The organism is Jatrophihabitans endophyticus, assembly GCF_900129455.1.
In the GTDB taxonomy this organism is placed as follows: domain Bacteria; phylum Actinomycetota; class Actinomycetes; order Mycobacteriales; family Jatrophihabitantaceae; genus Jatrophihabitans; species Jatrophihabitans endophyticus.
Genome location: NZ_FQVU01000003.1, coordinates 686,313 through 700,342 on the forward strand (window position 1 = coordinate 686,313; position 14,030 = coordinate 700,342).

15 protein-coding genes are annotated in these 14,030 nt (G+C 73.8%); 13 read left to right on the plus strand and 2 right to left on the minus strand.

Annotated elements, in window-relative coordinates:
* The first annotated feature begins 6 nt into the window (after positions 1 to 6).
* The 5 genes from BUE29_RS13415 (at position 7) to BUE29_RS13435 (ending at position 4,575) form a co-directional block, all read left to right on the plus strand.
* Positions 7 to 1,377 carry a M50 family metallopeptidase gene (locus tag BUE29_RS13415; RefSeq protein ID WP_073390807.1) on the plus strand — a complete coding sequence of 457 codons (1,371 nt, stop codon included), beginning with the start codon at positions 7 to 9 and terminating at the stop codon, positions 1,375 to 1,377.
* A 25-nt stretch (positions 1,378 to 1,402) separates the two neighbouring features.
* Positions 1,403 to 2,557 (plus strand): flavodoxin-dependent (E)-4-hydroxy-3-methylbut-2-enyl-diphosphate synthase, encoded by a 1,155-nt coding sequence (gene ispG / locus BUE29_RS13420; RefSeq protein WP_073390808.1) that lies wholly within the window; start codon positions 1,403 to 1,405, stop codon positions 2,555 to 2,557.
* 64 nt (positions 2,558 to 2,621) lie between these two features.
* On the plus strand, positions 2,622 to 2,843 hold the full coding sequence (locus BUE29_RS13425; protein WP_073390809.1) for a DUF3072 domain-containing protein: 222 nt from the start codon (positions 2,622 to 2,624) through the stop codon (positions 2,841 to 2,843).
* A 33-nt stretch (positions 2,844 to 2,876) separates the two neighbouring features.
* Positions 2,877 to 3,833, plus strand: a complete 957-nt coding sequence (locus BUE29_RS13430; RefSeq protein ID WP_200800177.1) for a GNAT family N-acetyltransferase — start codon at positions 2,877 to 2,879, stop codon at positions 3,831 to 3,833.
* A gap of 52 nt (positions 3,834 to 3,885) precedes the next feature.
* Positions 3,886 to 4,575, plus strand: a complete 690-nt coding sequence (locus tag BUE29_RS13435) for an HAD family hydrolase (RefSeq protein ID WP_073390810.1) — start codon at positions 3,886 to 3,888, stop codon at positions 4,573 to 4,575.
* Positions 4,576 to 4,587: 12 nt separating this feature from the next.
* Here BUE29_RS13435 and BUE29_RS13440 read toward each other — a convergent pair whose 3' ends face one another.
* Positions 4,588 to 5,055, minus strand: a complete 468-nt coding sequence (locus BUE29_RS13440) for a DUF4439 domain-containing protein (protein WP_084181024.1) — start codon at positions 5,053 to 5,055, stop codon at positions 4,588 to 4,590.
* Positions 5,052 to 5,696, minus strand: coding sequence for a hypothetical protein (locus tag BUE29_RS13445; RefSeq protein WP_073390811.1), 645 nt, complete (start codon positions 5,694 to 5,696; stop codon positions 5,052 to 5,054). Before BUE29_RS13445 ends, BUE29_RS13440 begins: the two co-directional genes overlap by 4 nt.
* 119 nt (positions 5,697 to 5,815) lie before the next feature.
* Here BUE29_RS13445 and rimP point away from each other — a divergent pair, with 119 nt between their 5' ends.
* The 8 genes from rimP (at position 5,816) to truB (ending at position 14,018) form a co-directional block, all read left to right on the plus strand.
* Positions 5,816 to 6,340, plus strand: a complete 525-nt coding sequence (rimP, locus tag BUE29_RS13450) for a ribosome maturation factor RimP (protein ID WP_073390812.1) — start codon at positions 5,816 to 5,818, stop codon at positions 6,338 to 6,340.
* Between the two features lie 78 nt (positions 6,341 to 6,418).
* Complete coding sequence (nusA, locus tag BUE29_RS13455) at positions 6,419 to 7,453, plus strand: transcription termination factor NusA (protein WP_073390813.1); 1,035 nt, start codon at positions 6,419 to 6,421, stop codon at positions 7,451 to 7,453.
* Positions 7,454 to 7,511: 58 nt separating this feature from the next.
* Positions 7,512 to 7,862 carry a YlxR family protein gene (locus BUE29_RS23675; RefSeq protein ID WP_073390814.1) on the plus strand — a complete coding sequence of 117 codons (351 nt, stop codon included), beginning with the start codon at positions 7,512 to 7,514 and terminating at the stop codon, positions 7,860 to 7,862.
* A gap of 95 nt (positions 7,863 to 7,957) precedes the next feature.
* Entirely contained in the window at positions 7,958 to 10,840 is a 2,883-nt protein-coding gene (infB, locus tag BUE29_RS23415; protein ID WP_073390815.1) for a translation initiation factor IF-2, read from the plus strand.
* Positions 10,841 to 10,982: 142 nt separating this feature from the next.
* Positions 10,983 to 11,282, plus strand: coding sequence for a DUF503 domain-containing protein (locus tag BUE29_RS13470; RefSeq protein ID WP_073390816.1), 300 nt, complete (start codon positions 10,983 to 10,985; stop codon positions 11,280 to 11,282).
* Positions 11,283 to 11,322: 40 nt separating this feature from the next.
* Positions 11,323 to 11,772 (plus strand): 30S ribosome-binding factor RbfA, encoded by a 450-nt coding sequence (gene rbfA / locus BUE29_RS13475; RefSeq protein WP_073390817.1) that lies wholly within the window; start codon positions 11,323 to 11,325, stop codon positions 11,770 to 11,772.
* A complete protein-coding gene (locus tag BUE29_RS13480; RefSeq protein ID WP_073390818.1) occupies positions 11,769 to 13,100 on the plus strand; it encodes an MATE family efflux transporter in 1,332 nt (443 codons plus the stop codon). Before rbfA ends, BUE29_RS13480 begins: the two co-directional genes overlap by 4 nt.
* A gap of 9 nt (positions 13,101 to 13,109) precedes the next feature.
* A complete protein-coding gene (gene truB, locus BUE29_RS13485) occupies positions 13,110 to 14,018 on the plus strand; it encodes a tRNA pseudouridine(55) synthase TruB (RefSeq protein WP_073390819.1) in 909 nt (302 codons plus the stop codon).
* Positions 14,019 to 14,030 lie beyond the last annotated feature (12 nt).

Genomic DNA, 14,030 nt, shown 5'->3' on the forward strand with positions numbered 1-14,030 from the left:
CCGGGAATGCCCTCGTGGTTGCTCTACACCCTCGGTGTCGTCATCTTCGCCTTCGGCCTGCTGCTGTCGATCGCGCTGCACGAGGTCGGCCACATGGTGCCGGCGAAGAAGTTCGGCGTGAAGGTGACGCAGTACATGGTCGGCTTCGGTCCGACGATGTGGTCGCGCAAGCGCGGCGACACCGAGTACGGCCTGAAGGCGGTTCCGCTCGGCGGCTACATCCGCATGATCGGGATGGTGCCGCCTCGCGCCGACGGTCGGCGCTCCCGCTGGCCCCGGCGCATGGCCACCGCGGTCGAGGACTTCCGCCAGGTCAGCCGGGCCGAGGTGCAGCCCGGCGACGAGGAGCGCCAGTTCTACCGGCTGACGCCGGGCAAGAAGATGATCGTCATGGTCGGGGGCCCGACCATGAACCTGCTCATCTACCTCGTCCTGACTATCATCGTGCTCACCACGCTCGGGGTGGCCAAGGAACGGCCGCCGACGCTGACGATCACCTCGATCGAGAAGTGCGTGGTGGCGGCGAACCGAACCGATGTCGACCCGAACGAGTGCCCGGTCGGCTCCGAGGCGCCCGCCTACAGGAAGCTGCAGCCGGGCGACACGGTCCTCGCGGTCGACGGCACGCCGGTCACCAGTTGGGACGGGCTGGTGTCGCGGGTCGAGACGTCGGCCGGCGCGCCGTTGCGTATGACGATCCGCCGTGACGGCATCACACGGACGGTCACGGTCACGCCGGTGCGCAACCTCAAGCGCGTCGTCGACGGCAAGGGCGGCACGAAGCTCGCGACGACCGGGTACCTCGGCGTGTCGCCGGTCATCCCGCGCTACTACGACACCCTGTCGCTCACCGAGATCCCCGGCGAGATCGGCCGCCAGCTCCACCTCGGCGTCAGCGCGCTGGCCCGCTACCCGGAGAAGATCGGCAACCTGTTCGGCACCGTCTTCCAGGGCGAGAAGCGCGATCCCGAGGGCGCCGTGGGCGTGGTCGGCATCGGTCGCATCTCCGGCGATCTCGCCGAGAGCAAGGCCATCACCACCAAGGACAAGGTGGCCTCGCTGCTCGGCCTGCTCGCGAGCGTCAACCTGCTGCTGTTCTTCTTCAACCTGCTGCCGCTGCTGCCGCTCGACGGCGGTCACGTGGCGGGGGCGATCGTCGAGGCGGTCAAGCGCGGCCGCGCCCGGCTGCGGGCCCGCAGCCAGCCGCCGCTGGTCGGGCCCGACGGGGGAGCGGTGCGGCCCGCGCGGCCACAGATCTTCGTGGACACCGCGCAGATGCTGCCGGTGATGTACGGCGTCGCGTCGGTGCTCGTCGTGCTCACCCTGCTCACGCTGTACGCCGACATCGTCAGCCCGATCCGTCTCCTCGGCGGCTGACCGAACAAGGGGATAATGGGGAAGCGTGACTACCAACCTGGGAATGCCGACGTCGCCACCGCCCGTGCTGGCACCGCGACGCAGGTCGCGCCGCATCAACGTCGGATCGGTGCCGGTGGGCGGCGACGCGCCGGTGTCGGTGCAGTCGATGACGACCACGCTCACCGCCGACGTCAATGCCACCCTGCAGCAGATCGCGGCGCTCACCGCGGCCGGTTGCGACATCGTCCGAGTGGCGTGCCCGTCGGCCGACGACGCCGAGGCGCTGCCGGCGATCGCGGCCAAGTCGCAGCTGCCGGTCATCGCCGACATCCACTTCCAGCCCAAGTACGTCTTCGCCGCGATCGACGCCGGCTGCGCGGCCGTCCGGGTGAACCCGGGCAACATCAAGGCCTTCGACGACAAGGTCGGTGAGATCGCGAAGGCCGCGTCCGACGCGGGCGTCTCGCTGCGCATCGGCGTCAACGCCGGCTCGCTGGACAAGCGGCTGCTCGCCAAGTACGGCAAGGCCACGCCCGAGGCGCTGGTCGAGTCGGCGCTGAACGAGGCCGCCCTGTTCGAGGAGCACGACTTCCGCGACTTCAAGATCTCGGTCAAGCACAACGACCCGGTCGTGATGGTGCGCGCGTACGAGCTGCTCGCCGAGGCCTGCGACTACCCGCTGCACCTCGGCGTCACCGAGGCGGGCCCGGCCTTCCAGGGCACCATCAAGTCCTCGGTCGCGTTCGGGGCGCTGCTCAGCCGCGGCATCGGCGACACGATCCGCGTCTCGCTCTCGGCCCCGCCGGTCGAGGAGGTGAAGGTCGGCCTGTCGATCCTCGAGTCGCTGAACCTGCGCCAGCGTCGGCTGGAGATCGTCTCCTGCCCCTCGTGCGGGCGGGCCCAGGTCGACGTCTATACCCTCGCCGACAAGGTCACCGCCGGCCTCGAGGGCATCGAGGTCCCGCTCCGCGTCGCGGTGATGGGGTGCGTCGTGAACGGCCCGGGCGAGGCTCGCGAGGCCGATCTCGGCGTGGCGTCGGGCAACGGCAAGGGGCAGATCTTCGTCCGCGGCGAGGTCATCAAGACCGTGCCCGAGTCGCAGATCGTGGAGACCCTCATCGAGGAGGCCCTGCGGATGGCCGAGGAGATGGGCGACGCCGGCGTGCCGTCGGGCGAGCCGTCGGTCTCCATCACCTGACCCGGCGCCCGGCCGTTAGTCGGTGCGCCACCCCGGGCAGCATCCTGGTCGAACGTACAATCGAATGAGGGAGCAGCTGGTGAGCACACCGGACGACGTGCAACCGCAGGCCGAGAAGCCCACCGACGAGTGGGTGACCGGCGACGAGCCGATGACCGGCCCGCAGCAGTCCTACCTGTCCACACTCGCGCAGGAGGCCGGCGAGGAGGTCAAGCAGGACCTCACCAAGGCGCAGGCCAGCGAGGAGATCGACCGACTGCAGAACGAGACCGGCCGCGGCGCGTGACGCGCGCCGTTCCCGGTGGGCTAGCGTGATGCGGTGAGCTCGCTGCTGCGCCGGTCCGCCGGGACGGGCGGCGCGAGCTCCGGCTCCGAGGACCTGACCGTGACGGTCCTGGGTGACGCCGACCGGCCCGCCCTGACCCGCCTCGTCGGCCAGGATCCCTTCGTCAACGCGGTCCTGGCCGCTCGCCTCGACGCGCTCTCGTCCCTGTCGCCGCGCCGCTTCGGGGGCACCCTGTTGGGCGTCCGCGATCCCGGTGGCCGGCTCGTCGCTGCCGCCTTCCACGGCGGCAACCTGCTCCCGGTCGCGGGCGATTCGGACTGCACCGACGAGTTCGGAACGGCCGGCGTCCCCGACGCCCGGGACTCCTGCGCCGAGGCGTGGGCGGTGCTCGGTCGGTATCTGGCCCGCGAGACCCGCGTCTGCAGCTCGATCGTCGGCCGCGCGAGCGCGGTCAGTGCTCTCTGGGACGAGCTCGCGCCGTCCTGGGGCCGCCCGCGGGCGATCCGCGACCGGCAGCCCTTGCTCGCGCTGCACGACGCCGCGACCCTGCCGCCGGGCGACGAGACGGTGCGCCGCGTGCAGCCCGCGCAGTTGGACGCCTACGTGCCCGCGGCCGCGGAGATGTTCACCGAGGAGCTCGGCGTCTCGCCCTACCAGTGCGCCGCGGCCGGTGACTACCGGCGCCGCGTCGCGTCGCTCGTGCGCGAGGGCCGCGCGTTCGCGGTGTTCGACCGGGACGGGCGGGTGGCGTTCAAGGCTGACCTCGGTGCCGTCTCGCGGCAGACCTGCCAGGTGCAGGGGGTCTGGGTGCGCCCGGAGCTGCGGGGTCGGGGGCTCGGCACGCGTGCGCTCGCCGGCGTGCTCGCGCACGCGCTGACGACCGCCCCCACGGTGAGCCTCTACGTCAACGACTTCAACGTCGCGGCGCGGCGGATGTACGCCCGCCTGGGCATGGTGCCGGCCGCCACCCTGTCGACCGTGCTCTTCTGAGCACCCCGGCTCGCGCCGTCCCTGCGTCGGTGGCGGCCGCTAACCTCGGCGCGTGACGATCGAGGCGGTCATCTTCGACTGGGGCGGCACCCTCACCCCGTGGCACACGCTGGAGCCGCGGGAGGCGTGGATCGCGGCGGTCGCCGACGCGGACCTCGCCGATCGGCTGTGGCAGGCCGAGGTCGAGATCTGGCGCCGGTCGCGCGACGAGCACCGCAGCGGCACGGTGGCCGAGGTGTTCGACACGGTCGGGGTCACCGCGACCGACGTCATGCTCGCGTCCCTGCGCGAGTGGTGGGAGCCGCACACGTTCCTCGACCCCGACGTGCCGGCCCTGTTCGCCGGCCTGCACGAGCGCGGCATCCGGGTCGGGGTGCTGTCGAACACGTTGTGGACACGCGAGGAGCACGAGCGCATCTTTCGCCGCGACGGCGTCCTCGACGCGATCGACGGCGCCGTGTACTCCTCGGAGATCCCCTGGAGCAAGCCGCACGCCGAGGCCTTCCGGGCCGCGCTCGACGCCGTCGCGGTCGTCGACCCGTCCCGCGCCGTGTTCGTCGGCGACCGCCCGTTCGACGACATCCACGGCGCGAAGTCGGTCGGCATGCACGCCGTGCTGGTGCCGCACAGCGAGATCCCCGACGTGCAGAAGGGGCCGGTCGAAGGGGAGGCCGACGCAGTCGTGCAGCGCCTGGGTGACGTGCTCGCCGTCGTCGACGCGCTGCATCGCCCGCGCGACTGAGCGGGCCGGTCCTCAGATGCCGGGGAAGGGCGTCGTCGCCCGCGCCGGGTCGACCCTGCTGCGCCACCGGGTGGCGCGGATCGCTGCGGCGGTGAGCTGTCGCTGCGCGGTCGCCCGCAGCCGCGTCGCCCGGGTGCCGCCGACGGACGCGGCCACGGCGTAGGCGTACCGCCACCCCGCGGCCACACCGTCCTCGAGCCGGACGGCCAGCGCACGGGCCGCGGCGGCGTCGCGCACGGGATAGAGGGCGGGGTAGTCCGGGTCGGGGCCGACGGGGTCGGCGCCGGCCGCGGCCAGCGTCGTCATCGTCGCGTCGCGGGCCTGCTCGTGCGCGGCGGTACAGGTGACCGCGAGCTCGCGGTCGTCGGCGCTGCAGCGCGGCCCGAGCAGGGCGTAGCCGAAGACGGCGCGGTGCTCGGTCGCGAGCGCGGCCTGCAGCGCATCGGTCAGCGCGTCGGCGCGCGTGCCGCGGGCGCTCATGCCAGCAGCTCCGCGTGGGTCGCCTCGCACGCGGCGATGCTCGCGAGCAGAGCCGCGCTCCGGCCGTGCAGGGTGCCCGCGCGGGCGGCGGCCTGCTGCGACGCGCGGTGTTCGGCCGCCCGCAGCTCGGCGGCGCTGCGGGGTGTCCCGGCCGGGCTGCGGGACGCCGTCGCCGCGGCGGCGGGCGCGCCGTAGCCGGCGACCACCGCCTCGAGGGCCCGCAGGTGCGCGGCGTGGTCGGCGCGGGCCTGGACCAGGACGCCACGCACCGACGCCGTACCCCCGGTGGTGGCGTCGAGATCGGCGATGAGCCGGCGTTCGGCGGCGACTGCGGCGCGCAACGGTGCCGGTGGCCGCTCGGCGTGCGTGCCTGACTCGCGGCGCAGGAACGCGGCGCCGACCCCGCCGCCGCCGGCCAGCACCACCGTGCCCGCCCCGGCGAGGAACCAGCGCCGCGAACGGTGCGGCGCCGTCGCGGCGTGTCGCGGCCCCGCCGCCGTCGCGTCCGCTGGGTCCGCTGGGGGCTCGGTCGAGGGGTCGGTCGAGGGGTCGGTTGCGGGGTCGGTCGCGGGCGTGCCGGCGTCGCGACCGGCGGTCGGGCCGGAGCCGGGGTCGCTGTCCGGTGCTGCGGGCTCGGTCATGTCGTCCCAATCCTGGCAGAGCCGATAGGCTCGCTGGTCACCGCGATCTGCGCGCCGGCCACGTCCGGCGGGGCAGGATCGCGATGGTCGATCCACCGACACCGCACAGAGGAGTTCCCATGCCGCCCGCGTCCGCCGGAGCGTCCGGGGCGCAGGTTCGCCAGAGCCTGCTCGACCTGCTCGACCCGCTGGTCCGCGAGACCGGTCACGACCTCGAGGACGTCTCGGTGGCACGCGCCGGGCGCCGCAGCATCGTCCGGGTGGTCGTCGACGCCGACGGCGGGATCGATCTCGATGCGGTGGCCGAGGTGAGCCGCGTCGTCTCCGACGCGCTGGACGCGGCGCTGCAGGCCGGCCCCGACGGCGACCCCGAGGTCGCGCGGGCGCTCGCCGGCTCCTACACCCTGGAGGTGACCTCGCCCGGCGTCGACCGGCCCCTCACCGAGCCGCGGCACTGGCGCCGCGCCGTCGGCCGGCTGGTGGCGACCGAGGCGCACGGCAAGCAGGTCACCGGCCGCGTGGTGACCACGGACGACGCGGGTGCGACCCTCGACGTCAAGGGGCGGCAGCAGAGCGTCCCGTGGGCCGCGCTCGGCCGCGGCAAGGTGCAGGTCGAGTTCAACCGGCCGGCCGAGAAGGAGTGACGATGGTGACAGTGGTGGTCCCGGTGACGGCGCCGGCGGAGTCGAGCGCGCCGGTCGGCGTCGGGCAGGCGGCCGACCGTGGTTAGCGTCGACCTCGCCGCGCTGCGCAGCATCGAACGCGAGAAGGAGATCTCCTTCGAGACCCTCATCGACGCGCTCGAGACCGCGCTGCTGAGCGCCTACAAGCACACCGCGCACTCCATGCCGCACGCCCGCGTGGCCATCGACCGCAAGTCCGGCGAGGTCGTCGTGTGGGCGCAGGAGCTCACGCCCGAGGGCGACATCGAGGAGGAGTACGACGACACGCCGACCGACTTCGGTCGGGTGGCGGCGATGACCGCGCGCCAGGTGATCCTGCAGCGGCTGCGCGACGCCGAGCACGACCAGACCTTCGGCGAGTACTCCGGGCGCGAGGGCGACATCGTGACCGGCGTCGTCCAGGCCGACGCCCAGGCGTCGCAGCGGGGTCTCGTACTCGTCGACATCGGCAAGGTCGAGGCGGTCCTGCCGCAGTCCGAGCAGGTGCCCGGCGAGGACTACAGCCACGGGTCGCGGCTCCGTGCCTACGTGGTCGGGGTGTCGCGCGGGATGCGCGGCCCGCAGGTGACGCTGAGCCGCACCCATCCCAACCTGGTGAAGAAGCTGTTCGCCCTCGAGGTCCCCGAGATCGCCGACGCCAGCGTCGAGATCGTCAGCGTCGCCCGCGAGGCCGGGCACCGCAGCAAGATCGCCGTCCGGACGTCGGTCGAGGGCCTGAACGCCAAGGGCGCCTGTATCGGGCCGATGGGGCAGCGGGTGCGCAACGTCGTCGCCGAGCTGCACGGCGAGAAGATCGACATCATCGACTGGCACGCCGACCCCGCCACGTTCGTCGGCAACGCGCTCTCGCCGGCACACGCGCTCTCGAGCGTCGTGGTCGACCCGGCGGTCATGGCCGTGCGCGTCGTCGTCCCGGACTTCCAGCTGTCGCTGGCGATCGGGCGCGAGGGTCAGAACGCCCGGCTCGCCGCGCGGCTGACCGGTGCCCGGATCGACATCCACAGCGACTCCGAGGTCGGCACCGCCACGGCGGGTGCGGCACCGGCGACCGACACGCCCGAGCCCGGGGAGTAGAGTCGGCGGTGGTCGTCGCCAGGTCGACGGCAGCCGAACGGGACGTGACGGGGTCGCTGTGCGAGCAGACGTGAACCCGGAACGCACGTGCATCGGGTGCCGAACGCGGGCGGGGGCCGCCGAGTTGCTCCGTGTCGTCGTGGCGCCGGAGGCGACCGGCCGAGGGGCTGAGCCGCATGCTCACGCCGTTCGGTGCGTCGTCCCCGACCCGCGTCGGCGGATGCCGGGGCGAGGTGCCTGGGTGCACCCCGTGCCGGCGTGCGTGGAACTCGCGCAGCGTCGCCGAGCGTTCGAACGGGCCCTTCGGGTGCCCGTCCCGATCGACCCGGCGCCCGTGGGCGAGTACGTTGCGGGGACGGAAGACGGCAGCGACACCGGCACTCCGCCGGTGGCACACCGCAGGAGATGACGAGCGATGAGCGTTCGATGAAGCGCCAGCGATGAGCAGGCCCACCCACTAATCAGGCCGCGCGGGGATGCCGCACGGTCTGTCGAAGGAGACACGTGCCAGGCAAGACCCGCGTATCAGCTCTTGCGAAAGAGCTCGGAATCACGAGCAAGGACGCGCTCGCCAAGCTGAACGAGATCGGCGAGTACGTCAAGAGCGCCTCATCCACGGTCGAGGCGCCGGTCGCGCGCAAGCTGCGCGAGGCGTTCCCGGACGCCCCCGCCGCCCCGGCGAAGAAGGCCGCCAAGAAGACCGCACCGGCGCAGACGGCGCCGGCCCAGTCGCCGGCCGCCGCCGCCCCGGCGGCACCGGCCGCACCCGCCGCACCGGCCCAGCCCGCGGCGACGCCGGCCGCGCCGACGCCGGCCGTGCCGGCTGCCGGCGCTCCCGCCTCGGGTGCGCCGATCCCGGGGGCACCGACCCCGGCTCGGCCCGCCCAGCCCGGCCCGTCGGCTCCGCCGGCCCGGCCCGCGACGCCCGCCGCGCCGGCCCAGCCGTCGGCGACGCCGACGCAGCCGGTGGCCCCGGCCGCCTCGGCACCCACGACGCCCGCCGCGCCGTCGGCACCGGCGCAGCCCCGCCCGGCCGCGCCGGGCCCGCGCCCCGGCCCCCGCGTCGGCAACAACCCCTTCGGCGTCGGCGCCGGCGCGCCGCAGCGCCCGGCGGCGCCCCGGCCGCCGCAGCAGCCCGGGTCGACACCGCGTCCCGGTGCCGGCAGCGGCCCCGGCGGTGGGCCGGGTGGCCCCCGGCCCAACCCCGGCATGATGCCGCCCCGGCCGAACCCCGGCATGATGCCCGGCCGTGCGCCGGGCCGCGGTGGTCCCGGCGGTCCCGGTGGCCGCGCCGGCGGTCCCGGCCGTCCCGGCGGCCCCGGTCGTCCCGGTGGCGGCGGCGGGTTCCGCGGCGGCCCCGGTGGCGGTGGCCCGGGCGGTCCCGGGGGTCCCGGTGGCGGCGCGCCGTTCCGCGGTGGCGGCGGCGGGCGTGGCCGCGGTGGCCGGGGCGCCAGCACGGCCGGCGCCTTCGGCCGCAAGGGCGGCGGCCCGACGCGGGCGCGCAAGAGCAAGCGCCAGCGCAGGCAGGAGTTCGACAGCATGTCGGCTCCGTCGATCGGCGGTGTGCAGGTCCCGCGCGGTAGCGGCGACGTGCTGCGGCTGCTGCGTGGCGCCTCGCTGTCGGACTTCGCCGACAAGATCGGTGCCAGCCCGGCCTCGCTGGTGCAGGTGATGTTCCATCTCGGCGAGATGGTCACCGCGACCCAGTCGGTCAACGAGGAGACGCTGCAGCTGCTCGGTGCGGAGCTGAACTACCAGGTGCAGCTCGTCAGCCCCGAGGACGAGGACCGAGAGCTGCTGGAGTCCTTCGGCCAGACCCTCGGCGACGAGGGCGGCGAGGAGAACCTGCAGCCGCGGCCGCCGGTGGTCACCGTCATGGGCCACGTCGACCACGGCAAGACGCGCCTGCTCGACGCGATCCGCAAGACCAACGTGCTCAAGGACGAGGCCGGCGGCATCACCCAGCACATCGGTGCCTACCAGGTCAGCGTCGAGCACGAGGGCGAGGAACGTCCGATCACCTTCATCGACACCCCCGGTCACGAGGCGTTCACCGCCATGCGTGCCCGCGGTGCCGCGACGACCGACATCGTCGTGCTGGTCGTCGCCGCCGACGACGGCGTCATGCCGCAGACCATCGAGGCGTTGAACCACGCCCAGGCGGCCGACGTCCCGATCGTCGTCGCGGTGAACAAGATCGACAAGGAAGGCGCGAATCCCGAGCGCGTGCGCGGACAGCTGGCCGAGTACGGGCTGGTGGCCGAGTCGTACGGCGGCGACACGCTCTTCGTCGAGGTGTCGGCCCGCGCCGGCACCAACATCGACGGGCTGCTCGAGGGCGTGCTGCTCACCGCCGACGCCGCGCTCGACCTGCGGGCCAACCCCGAGCAGGACGCGCAGGGCGTCGTCGTCGAGGCCCGCCTCGACCGCGGCCGCGGCCCCGTGGCCACGCTGCTCGTGCAGCGCGGCACGCTGCGCGTCGGTGACTCGGTCGTCGCGTCCGACGCGTACGGCAAGGTCCGCGCCATGCTGGACGAGAACGGCGACAACGTCGACGTGGCGACGCCGTCGCGTCCGGTGCAGGTCCTGGGCCTCAGCTCGGTGCCCGGTGCCGGCGACACCTTCCTCGTCGTCGACGAGGACCGCGTCGCCCGGCAGATCGCCGACCGTCGCCAGGCCCGTGAGCGCAACGCCCAGCTGGCCGCCGGCAGCCGTCGGGTCTCGCTGGCCGACTGGACCGAGGCGCTCGCCGCGGGCAAGGTCGAGCAGCTCAACCTCATCATCAAGGGCGACGTCGCCGGTTCGGTCGAGGCGCTCGAGGAGTCGCTGGTCAACATCGACCTCGGCGACGCCAAGGACGAGGTGTCGCTGCGCGTCATCGGCCGCGGCGTGGGTGCCATCACCGAGAACGACATCAACCTCGCGGTGGCGTCCGACGCGGTGGTCATCGGCTTCAACGTGCGGCCCGAGGGCAAGGCGCGTGAGGCGGCCGAGCGCGAGGGCGTCGACGTCCGGTACTACACCGTCATCTACCAGGCCATCGACGAGATCGAGGCTGCGCTCAAGGGCATGCTCAAGCCCGAGTACGAAGAGGTGCAGCTCGGCACGGCCGAGGTCCGCGAGGTGTTCCGGGTGCCGCGCATCGGCAACATCGCGGGTTCCCTGGTGCGTACCGGCATCGTCCGGCGCAACAGCAAGGCGCGTCTCGTCCGCGACGGCGTCGTGGTGGCCGACAACCTCACCGTCGAGTCGCTGCGCCGGTTCAAGGACGACGCGACCGAGGTCCGCGACGGGTACGAGTGCGGTATCGGGCTCGGATCGTTCAACGACATCAAGGTCGAGGACGTCATCGAGACGTTCGAGCTGCGGGAGAAGGCGCGGGTGTAGTCACCCGGGTCCGCTCCGGGTGGGGGCGGTACGCGAGCTGGGCTTCGCCCTTCGACGCTCGCGCGCCGCCCCCACCCGGCCCGTCACTGTCGCTGGTCCGCGCCCGGTGCGCGGCTCCTGCCCGCTGAGGAGGGGATCACAGGTGGTGGTGGGCGTGCTCGTCTGTGACCTGCTGCTCGGGGACGTCCGGTCGCTGAAGCAGAAGCGGTCGGTGGTGCGGCCGATCGTGGCGGAGCTCGGGCGGCGGTTCGCGGTCTCGGTCGCCGAGACCGGCGAGCAGGACCTCCACCGACGCTGCGAGATCTCGGTCGCGCTGGTGACGGGGGAGCGGGCCCATGCGGTGGACGTGCTCGCACAGTGCGAACGGCTGGTCGCCGGGCATCCCGAGGCCGAGCTGTTGTCGACACGCACCCGCGTGCTCGACGGCGAGGATCTGAATTAGAGCACAATCGCGCGAAAACGAGCGCACGAAGGAGCACCACATGGCTGACGTGGCACGCGCCCGCCGTCTGTCCGGGCGCATCAAGCAGATCGTGGCCACCGTCATCGAGCGGCAGATCAAGGATCCGCGGCTGGGGATGGTGACCATCACCGACGTCCGCGTTACCGGTGATCTGCACGATGCGACGGTCTTCTACACCGTGCTCGGCGACGACGAGGACCGTGCGGTGTCGGCCGCCGCCCTCGAATCGGCCAAGGGCGTGCTGCGCAGCGAGGTCGGCCGGCAGACCGGCGTCCGGTTCACGCCGACGCTCACCTTCGCGCCGGACGCGCTGCCCGACAGTGCCCGCCAGCTGGAGGACCTGCTCGCGCAGGCCGCGGCCGAGGACGCCAAGCTCGAGGCCGCGCGCCGCGGTGCGACACCGGCCGGCGAGGCCGACCCGTACCGCAAGCCGCGCATCGTGGAGGACGACGCACCCGGCGACGAATGACCGTCCCCACGGCCGGCGACGGTCAGCTCGCCCCGACCCGGCGGCTGCTCGCGCTGTCCGCGTCCGCCTTCGCCGTGCTCGCGGCCGAGCCGCTGTACCTGCTCGTCGACACCGCGGTCGTCGGTCACCTCGGGGCCCGCGACCTCGCGGGGCTCGGTGTCGGTGCGGCGTTGATGACGCTGCTGACGATCGTCGGCACCTTCGTCGAGTACGGCACGACGTCGCGGGCGGCGCGGGCCTACGGCGCGGGGCGCACCGACGCCGCGGTACGCGAGGGCGTCCAGGCCTCGTGGCTGGCAGCAGGGATCGGGGTCGTGCTGGTGGCGGCGGGCGAGGTGTTCGCCGGCCCGCTCACCGGGCTCCTCGCCGGCGGCGGACCGGTCCATCACACCGCCGAGCAGTGGTTCCGCGTCGCGGTGCTGGGGCTGCCCGGCGTGTTGCTCGTGCTGGCCGGCAACGGCTGGATGCGCGGCGTCCAGCGGACCCGGGAACCCGTCGTCATCGTGGTCGCCGCCAACGGGCTGTCGGCGGTGCTGTGCCCGCTGTTCGTGTACCCGCTGGGCTGGGGACTGACCGGTTCGGCGGTGGCGAACGTGGTCGCGCAGGCGGTCGGGGGCGTGCTCTTCGTGCTCGCCCTGCGCCGCACCGGGACGAGCCTGCGTCCCGACACGACGGTCATGTGGGCGCAGGCGGTGGTGGGTCGCGATCTCGTCATCCGCGCCGCCGCCTTCCAGGTCGCGTTCCTGACCGCGGCGGGCGTCGCGTCCCGGATGGGGACGGCCCAGATCGGCGCACACCAGATCGGGCTGCAGCTGTGGGACTTCACCGCGCTGCTGCTGGACTCGTTCGCCATCGCCGCCCAGTCGCTCGTCGGGGCCGCCCTGGGTGCCGCCGACCCGGCCACGGCGCGGGCGATGTCGTGGCAGGTGTCGCGCTGGGGGCTCTACGCAGGGGGAGCGCTCGCCGTCGTCTTCGGTGCGGGCACCCTGGTGATCCCCGGACTCTTCACCTCCTCCGACGCCGTGGTCGACCAGGCCCACGTGCTCTGGCCGTGGCTCGTCGCCATGCTCCCGCTCGCCGGCGTGGTGTTCGCCCTCGACGGGGTGCTGATCGGCGCGGGCGACGTCGGCTACCTGCGCACGGTGACCATCGTGGCGGCCGTGTTCGCGTTCGCCCCGCTCAACCTGCTCGCGCTGCGCCTCGACTGGGGGCTGGGCGGCGTCTGGGCCGGGCTCTCGTCGTTCATCGTCGTCCGGCTCGTCGGGATGCTGTGGCGCGTGCGCGGCGAGCGGTGGCTCGTCGTCGGCGCGCACGATCCCGCTGGTTAGGGTCGGGGCGTGGCGAAGGGGCAGCAGGGGCCGCCGGGTCGTGACGGCATCGTGGTCGTCGACAAGCCGGCCGGCTGGACGTCGCACGACGTCGTCGGCCGGCTGCGCCGGCTGGCCCGCACCCGCAAGGTCGGGCACGCGGGCACGCTCGACCCCATGGCCACCGGCGTACTCGTCGTGGGGGTCGGCGCCGCGACGCGGCTGCTGCACCATCTCGTGCTCGCCGACAAGGCGTACACCGCGACGGTCCGGCTCGGGCAGGCCACCGTCACCGACGACGCGGAGGGCGAGGTGACGACGACGTCGTCCGCGGCGGCACTCACCGAGGACGGCGTCCGGGTCGCACTCGCCCCGCTGACGGGTGACATCGCGCAGGTCCCGAGCGCGGTGTCGGCGATCAAGGTCGACGGCATACGGTCCTACCGGCGGGTGCGCGACGGCGAGCAGGTCGAGCTCGCCGCGCGGCCGGTGACCGTCTCACGCCTCGAGGCGACCGGGTTCGGCCGACCCGCGCCGGACCTGCTCGACGTCGCCGTCGAGGTCGAGTGCAGCTCGGGGACGTACGTGCGCGCCCTGGCGCGCGACCTCGGTGCCGCCCTCGGGGTCGGGGGTCACCTGACCACGCTGCGGCGCACCCGGGTCGGCCCCTTCGCGCTGACCGGCGCCCGTACCCTCGACGCCCTCGCCGAGCTCGACGACCCGGTCACCCTGCCGCTGCCCGACGCGATCCGCACCGCGCTGCCGGTGCGCGAGATCGACGCCGACCAGGCGCGGGAGGTGTCCTTCGGCCGGGCGCTGCCCGCGGCCGGGTTCACGGGCGTGCACGGCGCCCTGACCGCCGACGGCACCGCCGTCGCCCTGCTGCGCGAGACCGAGGGCCGGGCTCGGCCGGTGCTCGTTTTCACGCCCGCGGGCTGACGAACGCCCCCG